This is a genomic window from Kineococcus xinjiangensis (assembly GCF_002934625.1).
GTDB lineage: Bacteria > Actinomycetota > Actinomycetes > Actinomycetales > Kineococcaceae > Kineococcus_A > Kineococcus_A xinjiangensis.
In genome coordinates, this window is the sequence record NZ_PTJD01000002.1 from 188,067 (window position 1) to 203,862 (window position 15,796).

The window sequence follows — 15,796 nt, forward strand, 5'->3', positions numbered from 1 at the left end:
CGGTGCTCACCCTAGGCGCCGGTCCGGGCCCGCGGGCCCGTTCTCCGGAGCCCACTGCACCGTCCGGGTGCCGCTCCTGCGCGGGAGCACCCCACCGGTGCCACAGAACTGACTCAGCGCAACCAGAGGGTCACGCATACGGGAACCGCGGCGACGAGCGCACCGACGGCCACCAGCGCCGAGTCCGCCCGCGTCCACGGCGCCGGCTCCGCCCACGTCCGCCGCGAGCAGTCCGCGAACCCCCGCGCGTCCATGGCCACCGCCATCCGCTCCGCCGAGCGCAGCGCCCCCACCAGCATCCCGAACGCCATGCCCGCGAAGAAGCGCACCCGCCCCGCCGGGGAGCGCCCCGGGCCCAGGCCACGGGCCCGCCGCGCCCGGGCCAGGGAGTCCCACGTCTCGTGCAGCGACTCGAACCGCTGCAGGGCCGCCGCCGCCGCGACCACGGCCCGCGCGGGCAGGTGCAGCCGCTGCGCCAGGTGGTCCCCGAGCCGGCTCGGGTCGATCCAGGACACCAGCAGCGCGCCCGGCAGCACGAGCACCACGATGCGCAGCGCGGCCGTGACCGCCACCTCCAGCCGCTGCGGCCCGCCCTCGCCCAGCAACCAGGTGGACCAGGCCACGGACAGCGCCGCGATGCACACCGGCAGGAGCCGGAGGGCGGCCGCCCGCAGCCCCGAGACGGCGAACGGCGCGAGCGAGAGCTGCACGCCCAGCGCGACGGCCCCCGTGCGCCAGTCGTCGACGAAGAGGGAGGCCACGATCGACAGGAAGGACACCGCGAGCAGGGACAGCGGTCCGCAGCGCGCGACGAGGCGGGTGCGCGCCGGCCCCGCGACGGCCCCGGCGGCGGTTTCGGCGGTGGACCCGGCGGTGACCGCGCTCACGGGCGCACCCCCTGCCCGACCACCCGCGCGTCCGGCGGTGCGTCAGGCGCCACCGCCCGCCCGGCCTCCAGTCGCAGGCGGTGCGACGCGCGATCCACGAGGACCTCGTCGTGGCTGGCCACGACGACGGCCGCCCCGGCCCCCGCCGCCCCCCGCAGCGCACCGGCGACCACCGCCCACGTGCCCCGGTCCTGCCCGACCGTCGGCTCGTCCGCCGCGACCAGCGCGGGACCCGCGGCCAGCGCGGCGGCCAGCACCAGGCGGCGCTGCTCCCCGCCCGAGAGCAGGTGCGGCTCGACGTCCGCCCGGGCCGACAGGCCCACCAGCTCCAGCAGCGCGTCGGCCCGCCGCCGCCCGCGCTCCCCCTGCCCCAGCACCTCCGGCGTGGCCCGCACCTCCTCCCGGGCGGTGCGCGCCACGAAGCCGTGCTCGGGGTGCTGCGGCACCCAGCCGACGCGGGCCGCCAGCTCCGGCGAGCTCCACCGCCACGGCCTCGGGCCCGCTCCCCGGGCGAAGCCGGCCGCGGGGACCAGGTCGCCCTCGCTGGGGCGCAGCAGCCCGGCGAGGACCGCGACCAGCGTCGACTTGCCCGCGCCGCTCGGCCCCGTCAGTGCGGTCAGCGCCCCTGCCCGCACGTCGACGTCGACGCCGGTGAGGACGCGGGCGGGCGGGGCGGGGCGCAGGCCGCGGCGGCGGCGGACGACCCCCAGCCCACGGCCGCGCAACGCCGCCTCCCCGGTGGGCGGGGCGTGGCAGGGCCCGACGAGGTCCGCCGGCACCGCGAGCGCCTCCGGTGCCGGCAGGCCCGGCACCCAGATGCCGTCGCGGGCCAGGGAGTCCGCGTCGCGGCCGAGGACGGGACCGGGAGGGCCGGAGGCGACGACCGCGCCGGTGCGGTCGAGGACGACGACCCGGTCCACGACCGGGACCCAGGTGCCGAGGTGGTGGTCGACGACGACGAGGGTGCGCTCCCCCACCGAGGCCAGCAGGGCGTCGCGCACCTTCGCAGCGGTCGCCGTGTCCAGCATCGAGGTGGGCTCGTCGAGCAGCAGGAGCCTGGGGTGCAGGGCCAGGGCGCCGGCGAGGGCGAGGCGCTGCAGCTCACCGCCGGACAGCTCGGCGGTGGAGCGGGCGGGACCGTAGGGGAAGGACACCGCCGCCAGCGCGGCCGCGACGCGCTCGGCGATCCGCGGACGGGGCAGGGCGAGGTTCTCCGGGCCGAAGGCCGTGTCGCGCCCGGCGGTGGCGGCGACGACCGCGTCGAGGGGGTCCTGCAGCAGCAGCCCGGCCCCGCCCCCGGTGGCCGGCCGCCCGTCCAGCAGCACCTCCCCCGCGAGCTGCCCGTCGTCGGGGTCGCCACCGTCGGAGGCGCCGAGCAGGCCCGCGAGCGCGCGCAACAGGGTGGACTTGCCGGCGCCGCTGGGGCCGGCGAGGAGGACCCGCTCGCCGGCCTCGACGTCGAGGTCGAGGTCGGCGAGCACCGGGGTCGCGGCGCCGTGCGGGTGCCAGGTCAGGCCCCGCACCCGCACGGTCGCGCCCCCGGTGAGGGGGGTGGAGGTGTCAGGCACGAGCCCGCGCCAGGCGGGCCTCCGCACCCGCCGGGAAGGACCGCAGCGCACCGGCACGTGCCAGCGCCTGCACGAGGGCGTAGCCGCCGAGGCCGGCGATCAGCGCGCCGGAGAGGGAGAAGGCGCCGAGGTAGGCGAGCTTCCAGCTCCACGCCCAGTCGGCCCAGTAGAACCACCACTCCCAGGCCACGACCTCCAGCACGGCCGCCAGGGCACCGCCGAGGACGGCGACGCCGAGGTTGAACCGACGCCACGCGAAGATCGCGACGGCGATCTCCACGCCGAGGCCCTGCATCAGGCCCGACACGAGGACCATCGGGCCCCAGTAGCTGCCGATGGCCATCTCCACGAGCGCCGCGACCATCTCCACGAACAGGGCGGCGCCCGGGCGGCGGATCACGAGCGCGCCGACCACCGCGGGCAGCAGCCACATCCCGGAGACCAGACCGCCGGCCGGCGGGAACGCGGCCCAGCCCGGCTGGATGACGTAGAACAGGTTGTTCCAGCCCCAGAACATGACGCCGAAGACGACGCCGAGCATGGCGGCGGTGATCAGGTCGATGCTGCGCCAGCGCATCAGCGGCCGGCGGGCCGGCACGGACCCGGCGACCGGCGCAGCGGTGGGCGTGCCCGCGGCCCGGCTCACGACGGCGCCTTCCACCACGTGGCCGTGCGGCTGCAGGGCGTCCGTCCTGGTGGGGTCTGGACTGGGCGTGGTCATGGGTTCCTCCCGGACGAGCAGGAGGGGGACGGGTGCCCACGGTGGGTCCCGTCGAGACGGCCCGACTCCCTACGCCGGTGCTAGCCGGGTCAGGTTCGAGGGTCTGCGGCTGCCCGCACTCTCAGCGCCACGCGGCGCTCCCCTGTCGTGGTGCTGACGGTACCGGACGGGGCGGGCCCCCCGGCGCCACGCGGATCGCCCGTCCGCTCGCGCGACGTCCCGGGCGATGACCTGCGAGGCTGTGCCCGTGCTCAGGCTCCTGCGCGACGACTCCAGCGGCGCTCCCTCCCGGGCGGTGCGGCTCGTGGCCCTGCTCGTGGTGGTCGGACTGCTCGCCGTGTCGGCCACGGCCCTCACGCCGGTGCTGCGCTGGCTCCTGGATGTCCTCTAGGGCAGGGTGCGGACCATGAACCCCATGGTCTGGAAGCTCATCGGCACGGGCGCTGCCGTCGGCGCGGGTGCTCTCGCGAACGCGGTCACCAAGGGCGGCTGGAAGTTCCTCACCGGGAGCAACCCGCCCGACAACCCGGAGGACCCGGACGTCGGCTGGAAGGAGGCGGTGCTGTGGGCGCTGGCCTCCGGCGCCGTCATCGGCATCGCGCGGCTGCTGGCGGAGCGCCAGGCCGCGGCGTACTACCGCAAGGCCGTGGGCACCCGCCCGCCCGGCCTGCGCGGCGGCGGCCGCTGAGCCTGCGGGCGCCCGCGCCACGAGCACCGCACCCGGCCCCGGTGGGACGATCCGCCGGGGCCGGCGCACGCCCGCACCGGATCAGGCCGCGCTGCCCCGGGTGACCAGGCTGACCGTGGCCATCGCCCCGCTCAGCGCCGCGAGGTAGGCCCGCGAGACCTCGTAGAGCTCGTGACCGGCGCCGGAGACCCTCGGCAGGTCCTCGTCCTCGTAGCCGAGCACCGCGGCCAGCGCCCGGCCGGCCGGGCCCTCGTGGTTCAGCAGGGCCGCCCGCACGACGGGCGCCACGCCCGTGGTCTCGATCAGCTCCTCGTCGCTGATCCGCAGCACCCTCGCCACCCCCGAGAGCAGCCCCACGGTGTAGGCGACGTCCACCTGCCCGCCCGGCTCGACCAGCCGGGCGCAGGCGGTGGCGCGCGCCAGCACGAGCGTCAGCGCCTCCGGGTCGGAGCGGGTGACGCCGCCGAGCAGCATGAGCACCACCCAGGAGCAGAGCTGGCGCCGCCCCAGCAGCGCGATCGCCTGCCGCAGCGACGTGATCTGGCGGCTCGTCCCCACCGCCGCGGACCGCACGGTGCGCAGCACCCGCACGCTCATGCCGGGGTCGGAGGCGACGAGCCGCTCGATCTCCTCGATGGGTGCCTCGTCGCCGGTCAGCGCCCGCACCAGCTTGAGGCAGATGACCTGCGACGGGGACAGGCTCACCGACTCCAGCACCACCGGCCGCTGCAGCAGGTAGCCCTGGTAGAGGTCCACGCCCTGGTCCCGGCAGGCGTCGAACGTCTCCTCGTCCTCGACGCGCTCGACGACGATCGGCGCGTCGGGGTTGAGCCCGCGGGCGAGGCGCAGCACGTCGGGGAAGCGGTCACCGGTCTGGCTGATGTCGATCTTGACGTAGTCCGCGAGCCGCACGGCCGGCCAGCGGTGCTCCTCCCCCGCGAAGTCGTCCACGGCGATGCGGTAGCCGCGCCCGGCGAGGGCGCGCACGCCGGCGATCACCTCGTCGTCGACGAGGATGTCCTCCAGCAGCTCCAGGACCACCTGCCCCGGCTCGCACGGGATGGGCAGGTCGCCGGTGAAGAAGCTGCGGGTGAGGTTGATGAAGAGCGGCAGGTCGCCGGCGATCTGCTCGACGCCGAAGTCGCCGAAGGTGGCGCTGATGACCTGCGAGGTGGCCTTCTCCTGCTCCCGCTCGCTGGTCAGGCCCGCGTGCAGGCCGCCGTGGGCGCGGAAGAGGAGCTCGTAGGCGGCGAGCTCGCGCTCGGCGTCGTAGATGCCCTGCCGCCCGATCCGCACGGGCACGTGGACCGGCGGCTGCCGGGACGGGTCGGGAGCGGCGGTGAGGGGGTCGGCCGAAGCCGGCCGGGATGCCGCTGTGCGCTCAACGGCGGGGTCCCCGGACGTCACCGCGGCCCCCGGCCCGGCGGTGGACCGGCGGCGAGGACCGGCAGGAGGTCCTCGTCGAGGATGATGCCGCCCGTGCGGTCGAGCACGGCGGCGCTGACCCGGGCCACGACCGCCTGCGCACGGGCGCGCTCGGCCCGGTGGCGCTCGTCGGGCTCCTCCGCCAGGCGCGCACCGCCGTCGGTGCTGTCCCAGCGGACCTCGTAGGTCGTGGTGGTCGCCGCGTCCGCCGGAGCCGGGACGGTCATCTCCTCCTCCGGGTGCACGAGCAGCAGGACGTCGATGCCGTCGAGGGCGGCGGAGACGACGTAGGGCTCGGGCACGGGGCCGCCCGCGTCGGCGTCGGCGTCACCCAGGTCGACCAGGTGGTCCACGTCGAGGGGGACGGGCCCGCCGTCCACCAGCTCCTCCAGGTCACCGGAGCGCGCGGCCTCCGCGTCGGGCAGGAGGTCGCCGAGCGCCTCGAGCAGGTCCTCCGGCTCCAGCCAGGTCGTGGTGCGCACGAGGTGGTCCACGGCGCGCAGCGGGTCCGGCTCCAGCACCTCGCCGCTGCCCGCGATCCGCACCGCTCCGCCGAAGCGGCGGGCCAGCCCCAGCAGCAGCCGCAGCCCCTCCGCCTCGCTGCCCGTCGGCAGGCCGGCGGGGAAGGCGCGGTGCAGGCCGTCGCGGTCGGGACCCAGGGGGTGCGTGGCCTCGCGCTGCGGCGGCACCGCCAGCGCGAGGGCGCGCCGCCACGGGCCGGTCACGCCCGCGCGGGCCGCCGCACGCGGGGACAGGTCGAGGGCGGGGTGCAGCAGCGCGGGGCCGTCCTCGGAGAGCACGAGGGCACCGGAGCGGGAGGGCGCGTCGGGACAGCGGCAGCGCACCGCGGCCGAGACCTCGGCCTGCGGCACGTCCGAGGGCAGCAGCAGCAGGTGCGCGCCCGCGAGCTCCGACGCCGTCAGCCTCCGGCCCCCGCCGGGGCGCCGCCACCACTGGCCCAGCACACCCATGTCTGCTCCTCGTCGCCCTCTCGGTGCGGCGACCGGCGCGCACCTGCTGGCTGGATCTCGGTCTGGCTAGATCTCGGTCCGGTGGAAGGACAGGTGCGACCTGCTGGGTGTCGGGCCGCGCTGCCCCTGGTAGCGGGAGGAGTACCCCGGACTGCCGTAGGGATGCTCGACGGGGCTGGACAGCCGGAAGAAGCAGAGCTGACCGACCTTCATGCCCGGCCACAGCTTGATCGGGAGGGTGGCGACGTTGGACAGCTCCAGCGTCACGTGCCCGGAGAAGCCCGCGTCGATGAAGCCGGCGGTGGAGTGGGTGAGCAGGCCGAGGCGTCCCAGGCTGCTCTTGCCCTCCAGGCGGGCCGACACGTCGTCGGGGAGGGTGACCCGCTCCAGGGTGGAGGCCAGGACGAACTCGCCCGGGTGGAGGACGAAGGGCTCCCCCCGCTCCACCTCCACCTGCCGGGTCAGGTCCGGCTGCTCCACGGCGGGGTCGATGACGGCGTACTTGTGGTTGTCGAACAGCCGGAAGTAGCGGTCGAGGCGCACGTCGACGCTGGACGGCTGCACCATCGACTCGTCGAGCGGGTCGAGGGCGACGCGCCCACTGGCCAGCTCGGCACGGATGTCGCGGTCGGAGAGCAGCACACGATCACGGTACCGGGCCGACGCCGCGCGGGACACGCACCGACAGCCGACTGGGGGAAGGGCTCGGAGCACGCCGCGGCCTCGGCTACAGTAGGTCGCGCACGTTCCCCGGAACGGGCTTGCGGGTGTAGTTCAATGGTAGAACTTCAGCTTCCCAAGCTGATAGTGCGGGTTCGATTCCCGTCACCCGCTCAGAGACGAAGGCCCAGGTCAGCGGCATGATCGCTGAGCCTGGGCCTTTCGCATGTGCCGCTGCAGTGGCCTGCGGGCCACACCCGGGCCATGAGTCACATGACCGCCATCACCCCGGCGTACCCGACGGGCTCTCTTGGCTGCATGGCCGGGCGCCTGCTTGGTCCATGCGCGTGTGGCCCGAGATGGCTTCCCGCAGGCCGCTGCCCCACCAGGAGCGCAACAGATCAGTCCTGGCTCTCGAGCCTGCGGGCGAGCTCATCGCGCACCGACTCGCGCTCGGCGGGGCTCAGCGCCTGGTAAGTCGCCCAGAGCTGCTCGGCCGGGGTGAAGGTGCGCTGCCCGCGCAGCACCCAGGACAGGAACTGGGTGCGGGCCCTGGGATCAAGCTCGCCATCGAAGCGAGTGAGGATGCGCTGCACCTGCTCCCTGCTCTCGGGCGCAGCCCACTGGCCTCCGCTGTGACGCAGGCACACCACGTGCAGGTTGGAGTCGTCCTCGCTGCCCCCTACAGACAGCGGGACGATGTGCTGGATGATCAGCTGAGCGGTGCGGTCGTCATCAGGGGCGTACCTCTCCCCGGCAGCGATGCCGCAGATGGTGCACACCCTGTCCCGGTCGAAGATGCGCCGGGACTGCACCGCGCTGATCCGCCCCAAGGTCGGGCGAGGAACGTCCGGGTCCCAGATGTACAGGCCGATCTTGGTGAGTGTGGTGATCCGCACACGCTGGTCTTCTGGGTCAGCGTCGTACGTGAAGACCCACTCCATGCTGCGCAGCTCGCGCATGCGCCGGTCGACCTGCTCGATGCCGGGGAAGGCCTGCCGCAGGGCCTGCTTGAGGAAGCGGCCGCCCTCCCCCACCTCAGTCGCCAGGAAGAGAGCTACCCGGGCACGGGACCCGAGGGCCTCGTCGCGGTAGTCGAAGCCCGGCGCGCTGATCCGCTTCCCGGGCACGATCAGCGGCGTCGCCCTTTGTCGATTTGCTGAAGGGGCGTGCAGGTCACTACTCATGAGCATCTCCTACGTGTACTACTGGGCAGCGGCTCATCGGCCGCTTCCTGGCGCAGCGATCGGCGAGGCAGGTGAGCCCGGTCATGACCGGGCTCACCTGCCTCAGGTGGTCAGGCAGCCCAGCCGTCGGCGGCACCGTAGATGCGGCGCATCTCAGCGAGGAAGGCTGCCCGCTCCGGTGCGGTGAGGCGGTGGATGCGGGCGTAGAGGGTGTCGGCCAGGGTGAAGTCCCGCTTGCCGGCCTGCACCCAGCGCTTGAGCTGCTGGCGGTCAGCGCGGTTGAGGCGGCGGGTGTCCTGCGCCAGCCGGGGCAGGTCCTCCGGGGTGCCGGTGTACTGCTGGGCCTGCTCGTTGCAGCCGGCGCACTCCGCCTGCAGGTCGTCGTCGTGCAGGCGGGAGCCCTCCTGTGCCAGCATCGCCGGCTCCTTGTGCCCGGCGGTGAGCACGACCGAGCCATAGGGCGGGAAGGGGTCCTTCATCCCGGCCACTGCCCCGCAGACCTTGCAGTACCCGTCGCGCTCGACGACCCGGCGGACCTGGACACGAGAGATGCCACTGGGCCTGCGGGCGCGGATGCCGGGGAGCCACAGGTGGTCTCCGATGACCTCCAGACGGTGCTGCTCCGGGCGCAGGGTGCGGTCCGTCTTGTAGGACGCGGTCTTCCAGGCGTGCAGGGGCCTGAGCTCGCGGGCACGGCGGTCGATCTCGGTGACGTCGGGAATCGCGTAGCGCAGGGCCAGGCCGGTGAACACGCCCCCCTCACCCACCTCGGTGGCGAGGAACAGGGCCGCCCGCGCCCTGCTACCCAGGGAGAGATCACGCCAGGAGTGCCCACTGACCTCGATCACCCCGCGGGGGTTGCGGTCGATGTGCTCGCGCCACGGCTCAGAGCTGAACGTCGTAGTCATGTCATACCTCCGGTGAGGGACCAGCCGGCGGGGTGCCGGCTTGCCTGCAAGACAGACTCTACGGATCCAGACGGATACTGGCAACCCCCGGCGGGCCGCAATCCGCCAGCATCCATCCGGCGGCCTAGCGCGACTACGACACGTCACCTTCAGCAATCATGCTGTACGGACTTCCGGCCGCCATACCTCCAACAGCGCCGGGGAACTGCAGCACTAGAACGTTCACGGCCGCCGCGATCGCCTGGTCCGCCTCGGTGCTGGCGTGCTGGTAGATCAGCGCCGCGCGGGGGTTGTCGTGGCCCATGCGGGCCATGAGGTCGCGCAGGCTCGTGCCTGCGCGGGCGGCGAAGGTGTTGCCGGTGTGCCGCAGGTCGTGGAAGTGCAGGCCGGGCGCTCCGATAGCGGCGACGGTGGGCTGCCAGCGGGTGAGCTTGTTGAAGCCGCCGCGCCGAATGGTGCTGCCCGACTGGGTGGTGAAGACGAAGGCTTCCAGCTCCGCGCCCACGTAGGTGTCGAGGTGATGGCGCAGCCTCGGCAGGACCGCGGCCGGCAGGGCGACGGTGCGCACGCCCGCGCGGGACTTAGGCGGGCCGAGGACCATGCCCTTGCCTCGCTGCTCGGTGAAGGCCTCCCGCACTCGCACCACGCCCAGGTCGGCGTCGAGGTCGCGCCGTCGCAGGGCGACCGCCTCGCCCCAGCGCAGGCAGCCGAAGGTCGTCACGAGGATGAGGGCGGCGAAGCGCTCGGGCACCGCGTCGGCCAGGGCAAAGACCTGGGGCACGGTGAGCACTGGCCGCTCCTCGGCCCGCTCTTGATCTGCGCCCGGGATGCGGCAGGGGTTCTTGCGGATCATCTCGTCTTCCTTGACCGCGGTCATGAGGACGGCCCGCAGCAGCCGGTAGGCCTTGGCCGCGCCGTTGACGGAGACGCCGTCAGTGAGGAGCTGGGCGCGCCAGCGCCGGACCATCGGCGTGGTCAGCCGCGCGACCGGCACCGTCCCCACGTAGGGGGTGATGTGCTTGCCGAGAATCCACTCGTAGAGGGCGACGGTGCGCGGTCGCAGGCCGGGGCGCTGGGCGATCCACTGCTGCGCGTAGTCCTTGACAAGAACCTGGCCGCGCTGCGGGTCGATCCAGTCCTGCTGCATCAGCTCGGCCTCGGCGAGGGTGAGCCAGCGCTGCGCCTCCTCCTTGCGGGCGAAGGTCTGCGGGGCGCTGCGCATGACACCGTCCGGACCGCGGTATCGAACCTGCCAGCGACCGGACTCGCGCTTGCGGATGCTGCCGAAGCGACGCCTGCCGGGGCGGTTGACCATCAGGCGGCCCTCCCGATCGTGGCGCCGACTCCGGTCCCGCTCATCGGCTCCACCCGTCCGGCTGCGACATGGGCGGCGAGGTCGGCCGGGTCAAGGCGCACTGCCCGGCCGAGTCGGTAGAAGACGATGCGCCGTTCGGCGATCAGTCGCCGGATATAGCGCGGGCTCATCCCGATGCGGGCTGCGGCCTCCTCGATCGTGAGCAGTTCACCGAAGGGCGCAGCAACGGTCACGGGCGTGGTGGCGGGCTTCACCGGTTCTCCTGTTCAGGGACTGCGGGGACAAGGGGGACAGCGGGGACAGTGCTCTGGTGCCAGTCGCCGGGAGCGCTGTAGGTGCCGGTGTGGTCGACGGCGAGCTGGCCGTCCTCGGCCATGCGGGCACAGGTGCGCTTGGCGTTGTCGCGGCTCACGTCGAGCGCGGTGGCGATAGCGGCGGGCTTGGCCGCTCCGGTAGTGCGCAGGTGGCGCAGGATCGCGGCGCGGGTGTCGCCCAGGGCGTGCTCGTCGGCGGGCCGGTCGAGCATCCGCCAGTGCCCGGTCGCCGGGTCGAAGGCCAGGGCGTGCTCGCTTTCCTCGACGTCGCGGCCGGTGACGTGCAGGACGCCGTCGTGCTGGCCGCGCGCCCGCTTGAGGACGAGCGTGGCGTCGGCGGCCCCGGCGATGCCGTTGGTGCCGGAGACCTCCTGCAGGAAGTCCTCGGACCCGGCCTTGCGGACGTGATGCACGAGGACGACGGCGATGCCGAAGTGATCCGCAACGCGCTTGGCCCGACCCACCGCGGCGTAGTCGGCGTCGTAGGCGCTCATGCCCTGCGGCGACGGCCCGCGCATCTTGGCGAACACGTCGAGGACGACCATCCGGGCGTCAGGGTGCGCCCTGAGCCACGCAGCTATCGCGGCATCCCCTCCGGCCGGCAGGGGCGGCCAGTCGGTGGCGATCTGGAGCCCGCCGGGCGCAGAGACCCCGTTGAGGAGCTTGCCCATGCGGGACTGCAACCGGCGGGGGGTGTCCTCCAGCGCGAGGTAGAGCACCGGTCCCGGCTGTACCCCGATGCGCCCGAACGCCGCCCCACCGCGGGCGACGTCGAGGCCGAGCCCCAGGGAGAGCCACGACTTGCCGACCTTCGGCGCACCCACCAGCAGCGACACGCCCTCGCACAGGACACCGGGCACGGCCCACTTCGGTTCGGGGAACTCCGTAGCCATGAGGGCATCGGCGTCCCACAGTCGCGGTGTCCAGGCGGGGGCGGGCTCACCGTCACGGACCGGGCGCAGCCGAGGACCGTCTGGTTCGGCTTGCTGCCGGTCGTGCTGTCCTCGCGAAAGCTGCCCGGCGGGGTGTTCCAGCCCGTTGTTCATGCCGCGCTCCGCTCGTTGCTGTCGGTGCTCTGGAAGGTGCGGGGCCGGTCCTGCCCGCGGTGCAGACCGGAGGCGATGGTCTTGCGCGCCTCCGTCTCGGACTGCCCAACCTGCTGCCCGGCCGTCAGCAGGACGGCGCGGACGGTGTCCGCGTCGAGTTCGCCCCCGGCGACGAGCTGCCCGAGCTGCACCGCCGCGCCGAACAGGGCGACGTTGTGCGCGTGGGGACCGGAGGTCAGCACCAACCGCACGGCCCCGTCGATGGCGGCTTGCAGGTAGGCACGGCGGCGGGCGTCGCCTCCTGCGCCGAGCCGCACCCTGACGGGCTCCTTCGGCGGCAGGGGGGCCGGGCGCAGCCGCTCGGTGAGCCACTCCGGTAGTGGCGCGGGCGGCTCGGCCCGCACGACTCGGTACGCGCCGCTCGTCGTGCGGGTGGGGGCCGCGACGACGTAGCCGCCGCGTCCGCGGGTGTCGATCAGCCACCCCAGTCGGTTGGGGCTGCCCGGCCCCGTGTTCGGCAGAGTCACGTCCTCGGGCTGGCGGTAGTAGACGTGCCAGCCGCCGCGGGCAGTGCGTGCCGTCCACGTCCGCGGCAAGCCGCGTCCCTGCTCGGCGCACAGTGCGGCGAGGACTCCAGCGCCGTCGCGCACGTTGCGGTCAGCCCAGCAGCCGGGAGCTTCCTCGTCCGGCTTGGGCACGTCGAGGTCAAGGACGAGGAGACCGGAGGGTCCGCAGGCGATGCCGATGCCGAAGCGGCGCCCGGTCCAGGCGGCGCGGATGCGGTCAGGATCGGTGGTGGCGCGCTCCTCCCATGTCATGTGGCGCCCGGCGCGGGCGCAGCGAAGGTCGGTGCCGCCGCAGCGGTCGGCGGCGTGGTCGGGGAAGGCAGGGCGCTTGTCTCCGGGGCGCAGCGGGAACACTGCCCATCCGGCGGCGGCGTAGTTGAGGGCAGCAGCCAGAACATCGGTCGCAGGCGCGGCCGGTCGGTCGAGCGGTGCGGTCGAGGGCTGGAACACGGGGGTTCCTCCACATCTAGTTCGTTACTTGGAGTAGTCGCACGCGGGCATGGGAATGCCCGAGGGCGTTGGGTTAGCGGGCCGAGCGGGAGCCCGAGAAGGCGACTTGACCTGCGGTTTCGCTCATGCCCTCGAATGGGGCGCTAACGCGCTAACGGGCAGCTCAAGACGGGCATGGGGGCGTTAGCGGGGCCGCTAACGTTAGCGACGAGTGGCCTTGCGTTAGCGGCCCCGCGAGCTTTCCCAAGAAATGGTCAACTACTGCGTCGTTGGTCACGCTCAGTGAGTGCGTTGTGAATCTGCTGACGGGTGATGCCGCGCCGGTTGACGACCTTTCCGCCGTCGCGCCGGCCGATCTGTACCGTCTCCACGCCGAAGGGCGCGACGGCTCCGCCCAGGTCGGCCGCGCTCCATCCGGCGTAGACGTCTGGGCGGTGCTCGGCCAGGCGCTCCACCAGCGTCTCCGACCACTCCCGATCGGCGGTGTTCGCCATCACCTCGGCGAGGTCGTCGAGGACGGTGGGCACGGGGGCGGTGTCGTCGGTGTCGGGGTCGAGGCCTGCGGCGTGGCCGGTGAGGCGCCCGGCGGCGAGGCGTGCGGTGCGGGCGCGGGCGGTGATGGTGGCGGCGGTGGGGGCGTCGAGGTAGGCGGTCTTGACGATGGCGGGCTCGGCGCCGTCGCCGATGAGGTAGCCGATGCCGAGGTCGGAGCGGGTGAAGGTGGTGGCCCTGATGCCGGCCTTGTACATCGAGGTGCCCAGCACCATGTCGTTCTCGGTCTGGCCCATGACCCGCAGGCAGAACCGCAGGGTGGCGTTGGCGCTGATCCCGGTCGGGAGGGACTTGGCGTCGGGGCGCTGGGTGGCGACCAGGACGACGATCCCGACGGCGGGACCGCGCTTGACCAGGTCGGTCACCAGGGTCTCGGCGTCCTTGCCGTGGACGGGGTGCTCGAAGAGGAACTGGCACTCATCCAGCCCGAACACCACCGGGTGCAGGCCCAGCTCCTTCCTCGCGGCCAGGTCGGGGGTGACCTTGTTCTCGGGGCACTCAGTGCGGGGCAGGGTGCGGACCACCGTGTAGCGGCGGCGCATGTCCTTCACCAGCGCCCGCAGGTCCGCCATCAGGTAGGCCAGGTCCTCGTCCTCATCCCCTGCCCGGTAGCGATGGGCCACGGCTTCCAGGGCGGAGAGGTCCCCGGAGCCTTTGAGGTCGTAGACGTGCAGCTCGGCCAGCGGGTCCAGTGCGGCAGCGAGGAGCAGCAGGCGCAGGGTGAACGTCTTGCCCATGCGAGGCGTGGCGCCGATGACCATCGAGGCGTACATCAGCGTCAGCGTCGCCGGGCGGCCCCGCTGGTCCACCCCGACCGGGAACGGGGAGAACAGCGACACCTTGCCCGTCTTGGCCAGCGACCACGCCACCGGCTTGCCCGCGGACAGAGCCCTGTCACCGACCCACAGGACCAGGCGTCCGGCGTGCTGCTCGGAGTCCGGCTCCGGCCACACACACCCCAGCGGCCGGCGCAGCCCCGATGCCAACCGGTCCCGGCGCTCGATCACGTCGCCCGCGGTCACGCCCGGCGGGAGGTCGCAGTCGGCGCGCCAGCCCGGCCCGTCGCGGTGGATCGGGGCGACGAAGCGCACCCCGTCCCCGGTGCGCAGGTGCTTGTTCAGCTCCGCCACCCCCAGCGAGCCAAGCGCGGTCAGGATCAGCTCGGACGTGAACCTCGGCACCGACGACGCCGAGACCGCGGAACCGGTGATCCGCTCATCCGCCTGGCGACCGAGCGCACCGATCCCCGCAAGCGCGGTACCCACCACCAGCAGCAGCACCCACGCCGCCAGCGACGTAGCGAGGACGTAGGCGACCACCACCGCGGCGAGGACCGCGGCGCCCAGCAGCACGACGCGCCAGCGCACCCGGTCTCGGTGCTGCTCGCTCACCCGGTGGAACGCGGTGGCCTCCGCCGAGCCCATGACCTGCCCCAGCGCGATGGCGCGGCGGACGTGCCGGCCGTTGCCGTCACTGGCCCACCAGAACAGCGCCCGCGTGATGCGCCACGTCCCGCGCGGGGATCGCTGCGCCAGCCGCAGCCAGTACAGCGGCAGGCGAAGCGCGTGGAACGCAGTGGTCCGCCATGCCGCGTCGACTCGCTCGCGGACCAGGCCAGTCACCGCCTCGCGGTCGAACCACCACGAGGGCACCACCTCCCGCCGCGTCTGCACGTCCACCACCGTTGCCCGCCGCACCGCGGCATCGGCGTCGAGGACGACACCTTCGACCACGTCACTCGGCGCCGCCCCAGCGTCACGCAGATCGTCGTCGGGATGACGGCGGGCGCGGGCCGCCCCCAGGTCCACCACCTCACCGCGCACCAGGCCTCGGACCGGGCCGTCGTTCTTGCGTAGATCCACGAGCCACCTGTTCTCCTCGCCCGGCGCACTCTTGTCGTGGTGCTGGTTCATGCCGCCTCCTCCCTCCGCGTCGAGGTCACAGCGGCGCTGCCACTGTCGGAGAACATGCAGTTCACGCACACGCGCGTGGACGTGGGCACGCAGTAGCCCGCATCCCGCCCGCAAGCGGTGCAGGTACGACGTGCGGCCATCGCCTTGCCCAGTGCTGTGAGCTGCGCGGCGCTGGGTACCCGCTTGGGCTGGGCGTCGGCCAGGCGGTAGAGGTAGGCCACCCGCTCCAGGCGCCGCCCCCAGCGCACTTCTGCACGCGGCGGCTTGCCCCCCGGGCACAGCCCGGCCATCCGCAACTGACGGCGGGTGGCGTACCCGGCCGGGGCACTCCCCCACCGGTACGACACCCACCCCGCTGCCTCGACCTCGGGAGCGGCGACCGCACCGAATGGCCTTCGGGTCTCGATGCGCTGGAAAGTCATGCCGCACCCCCCAGCGCCGCGCCATCCCCGGCGAGCGGGGCAGGCGTGGCGGTAGGCCGGGCAGCGTGGTGCAGCCCGTCGTGGATTGCGGCCAGGAAGGCCGCTTCCGCGCCGCTTCCTGCGCGGCCCGCCAAGCGGCAGACCAGGCACACCACCACCGCAGACGCCATGGTCGCGTCGCTGCTCGTCGCTGGGATCGTGGT

Annotated in this window: 16 protein-coding genes, 1 tRNA gene and 1 riboswitch; of the genes, 3 read left to right on the plus strand and 14 right to left on the minus strand. The window is 73.7% G+C overall.

Going from position 1 to position 15,796, the window contains the following annotated elements; all coding sequences use genetic code 11:
- Positions 1 to 113: 113 nt before the first annotated feature.
- From CLV92_RS03760 to CLV92_RS03770, 3 genes are read right to left on the minus strand one after another with little or no spacing between them, the layout of a single operon-like run.
- On the minus strand, positions 114 to 887 hold the full coding sequence (locus tag CLV92_RS03760) for an energy-coupling factor transporter transmembrane component T family protein (protein ID WP_104431462.1): 774 nt from the start codon (positions 885 to 887) through the stop codon (positions 114 to 116).
- The gene (locus CLV92_RS03765; RefSeq protein WP_211290839.1) at positions 884 to 2,455 is read right to left on the minus strand and encodes an ATP-binding cassette domain-containing protein; all 1,572 of its coding nucleotides are present in this window, start codon (positions 2,453 to 2,455) and stop codon (positions 884 to 886) included. The genes CLV92_RS03760 and CLV92_RS03765 overlap by 4 nt, the downstream gene beginning before the upstream one ends.
- Positions 2,448 to 3,176: an ECF transporter S component gene (locus CLV92_RS03770; RefSeq protein ID WP_245886393.1), complete on the minus strand. Its 729-nt coding sequence runs from the start codon at positions 3,174 to 3,176 to the stop codon at positions 2,448 to 2,450. The genes CLV92_RS03765 and CLV92_RS03770 overlap by 8 nt, the downstream gene beginning before the upstream one ends.
- Positions 3,177 to 3,225: 49 nt before the next feature.
- Positions 3,226 to 3,330: riboswitch (TPP riboswitch) on the minus strand.
- Positions 3,331 to 3,423: 93 nt separating this feature from the next.
- Between CLV92_RS03770 and CLV92_RS21260 the strand changes: the two genes are divergently transcribed.
- Together CLV92_RS21260 and CLV92_RS03775 are read left to right on the plus strand one after the other, a co-directional pair.
- The gene (locus tag CLV92_RS21260) at positions 3,424 to 3,567 is read left to right on the plus strand and encodes a hypothetical protein (protein ID WP_158257118.1); all 144 of its coding nucleotides are present in this window, start codon (positions 3,424 to 3,426) and stop codon (positions 3,565 to 3,567) included.
- Between the two features lie 15 nt (positions 3,568 to 3,582).
- Entirely contained in the window at positions 3,583 to 3,864 is a 282-nt protein-coding gene (locus CLV92_RS03775; protein WP_104431463.1) for a DUF4235 domain-containing protein, read from the plus strand.
- 81 nt (positions 3,865 to 3,945) lie between these two features.
- On the opposite strand, the gene CLV92_RS03780 is transcribed toward CLV92_RS03775, so the two are convergent.
- From CLV92_RS03780 to dcd, 3 genes are all read right to left on the minus strand, one after another.
- A complete protein-coding gene (locus tag CLV92_RS03780) occupies positions 3,946 to 5,166 on the minus strand; it encodes an EAL and HDOD domain-containing protein (RefSeq protein WP_146099403.1) in 1,221 nt (406 codons plus the stop codon).
- A gap of 101 nt (positions 5,167 to 5,267) precedes the next feature.
- Complete coding sequence (locus CLV92_RS03785; RefSeq protein ID WP_104431465.1) at positions 5,268 to 6,260, minus strand: hypothetical protein; 993 nt, start codon at positions 6,258 to 6,260, stop codon at positions 5,268 to 5,270.
- A gap of 66 nt (positions 6,261 to 6,326) precedes the next feature.
- Positions 6,327 to 6,902: a dCTP deaminase gene (gene dcd, locus CLV92_RS03790; protein WP_104431466.1), complete on the minus strand. Its 576-nt coding sequence runs from the start codon at positions 6,900 to 6,902 to the stop codon at positions 6,327 to 6,329.
- A gap of 121 nt (positions 6,903 to 7,023) precedes the next feature.
- On the opposite strand from dcd, the gene CLV92_RS03795 reads away from it, so the two are divergent.
- Positions 7,024 to 7,094 (plus strand) — tRNA-Gly (locus CLV92_RS03795).
- 227 nt (positions 7,095 to 7,321) lie between these two features.
- On the opposite strand, the gene CLV92_RS03800 is transcribed toward CLV92_RS03795, so the two are convergent.
- The 8 genes from CLV92_RS03800 to CLV92_RS03835 all read right to left on the minus strand — a co-directional run bounded on the left by CLV92_RS03800 (position 7,322) and on the right by CLV92_RS03835 (position 15,593).
- Complete coding sequence (locus CLV92_RS03800) at positions 7,322 to 8,107, minus strand: HNH endonuclease (protein WP_146099404.1); 786 nt, start codon at positions 8,105 to 8,107, stop codon at positions 7,322 to 7,324.
- Positions 8,108 to 8,217: 110 nt separating this feature from the next.
- Positions 8,218 to 9,015: a hypothetical protein gene (locus CLV92_RS03805; RefSeq protein WP_104431468.1), complete on the minus strand. Its 798-nt coding sequence runs from the start codon at positions 9,013 to 9,015 to the stop codon at positions 8,218 to 8,220.
- 133 nt (positions 9,016 to 9,148) lie between these two features.
- Positions 9,149 to 10,330 carry a tyrosine-type recombinase/integrase gene (locus CLV92_RS03810; protein WP_104431469.1) on the minus strand — a complete coding sequence of 394 codons (1,182 nt, stop codon included), beginning with the start codon at positions 10,328 to 10,330 and terminating at the stop codon, positions 9,149 to 9,151.
- Positions 10,330 to 10,584, minus strand: a complete 255-nt coding sequence (locus CLV92_RS03815; RefSeq protein WP_211290841.1) for a helix-turn-helix domain-containing protein — start codon at positions 10,582 to 10,584, stop codon at positions 10,330 to 10,332. Before CLV92_RS03815 ends, CLV92_RS03810 begins: the two co-directional genes overlap by 1 nt.
- Positions 10,581 to 11,690 carry an AAA family ATPase gene (locus CLV92_RS03820; RefSeq protein WP_104431470.1) on the minus strand — a complete coding sequence of 370 codons (1,110 nt, stop codon included), beginning with the start codon at positions 11,688 to 11,690 and terminating at the stop codon, positions 10,581 to 10,583. Before CLV92_RS03820 ends, CLV92_RS03815 begins: the two co-directional genes overlap by 4 nt.
- Entirely contained in the window at positions 11,687 to 12,706 is a 1,020-nt protein-coding gene (locus CLV92_RS03825; RefSeq protein ID WP_104431471.1) for a bifunctional DNA primase/polymerase, read from the minus strand. Before CLV92_RS03825 ends, CLV92_RS03820 begins: the two co-directional genes overlap by 4 nt.
- A 254-nt stretch (positions 12,707 to 12,960) precedes the next feature.
- Positions 12,961 to 15,171: an FtsK/SpoIIIE domain-containing protein gene (locus CLV92_RS03830; RefSeq protein ID WP_104431472.1), complete on the minus strand. Its 2,211-nt coding sequence runs from the start codon at positions 15,169 to 15,171 to the stop codon at positions 12,961 to 12,963.
- On the minus strand, positions 15,168 to 15,593 hold the full coding sequence (locus CLV92_RS03835; RefSeq protein WP_211290843.1) for an RRQRL motif-containing zinc-binding protein: 426 nt from the start codon (positions 15,591 to 15,593) through the stop codon (positions 15,168 to 15,170). Before CLV92_RS03835 ends, CLV92_RS03830 begins: the two co-directional genes overlap by 4 nt.
- Positions 15,594 to 15,796: the final 203 nt, after the last annotated feature.

Excerpts from the sequence above, each read along its gene's own strand:
- CLV92_RS03770 (WP_245886393.1), bottom strand. The coding sequence starts at position 3,176 with ATGACCACGCCCAGTCCAGACCCCACCAGGACGGACGCCCTGCAGCCG.
- CLV92_RS03775 (WP_104431463.1), top strand. The coding sequence starts at position 3,583 with ATGAACCCCATGGTCTGGAAGCTCATCGGCACGGGCGCTGCCGTCGGC.
- CLV92_RS03785 (WP_104431465.1), bottom strand. The coding sequence starts at position 6,260 with ATGGGTGTGCTGGGCCAGTGGTGGCGGCGCCCCGGCGGGGGCCGGAGG.
- CLV92_RS03800 (WP_146099404.1), bottom strand. The coding sequence starts at position 8,107 with ATGAGTAGTGACCTGCACGCCCCTTCAGCAAATCGACAAAGGGCGACG.
- CLV92_RS03805 (WP_104431468.1), bottom strand. The coding sequence starts at position 9,015 with ATGACTACGACGTTCAGCTCTGAGCCGTGGCGCGAGCACATCGACCGC.
- CLV92_RS03810 (WP_104431469.1), bottom strand. The coding sequence starts at position 10,330 with ATGGTCAACCGCCCCGGCAGGCGTCGCTTCGGCAGCATCCGCAAGCGC.
- CLV92_RS03820 (WP_104431470.1), bottom strand. The coding sequence starts at position 11,690 with ATGAACAACGGGCTGGAACACCCCGCCGGGCAGCTTTCGCGAGGACAG.
- CLV92_RS03830 (WP_104431472.1), bottom strand. The coding sequence starts at position 15,171 with ATGAACCAGCACCACGACAAGAGTGCGCCGGGCGAGGAGAACAGGTGG.
- CLV92_RS03835 (WP_211290843.1), bottom strand. The coding sequence starts at position 15,593 with ATGACTTTCCAGCGCATCGAGACCCGAAGGCCATTCGGTGCGGTCGCC.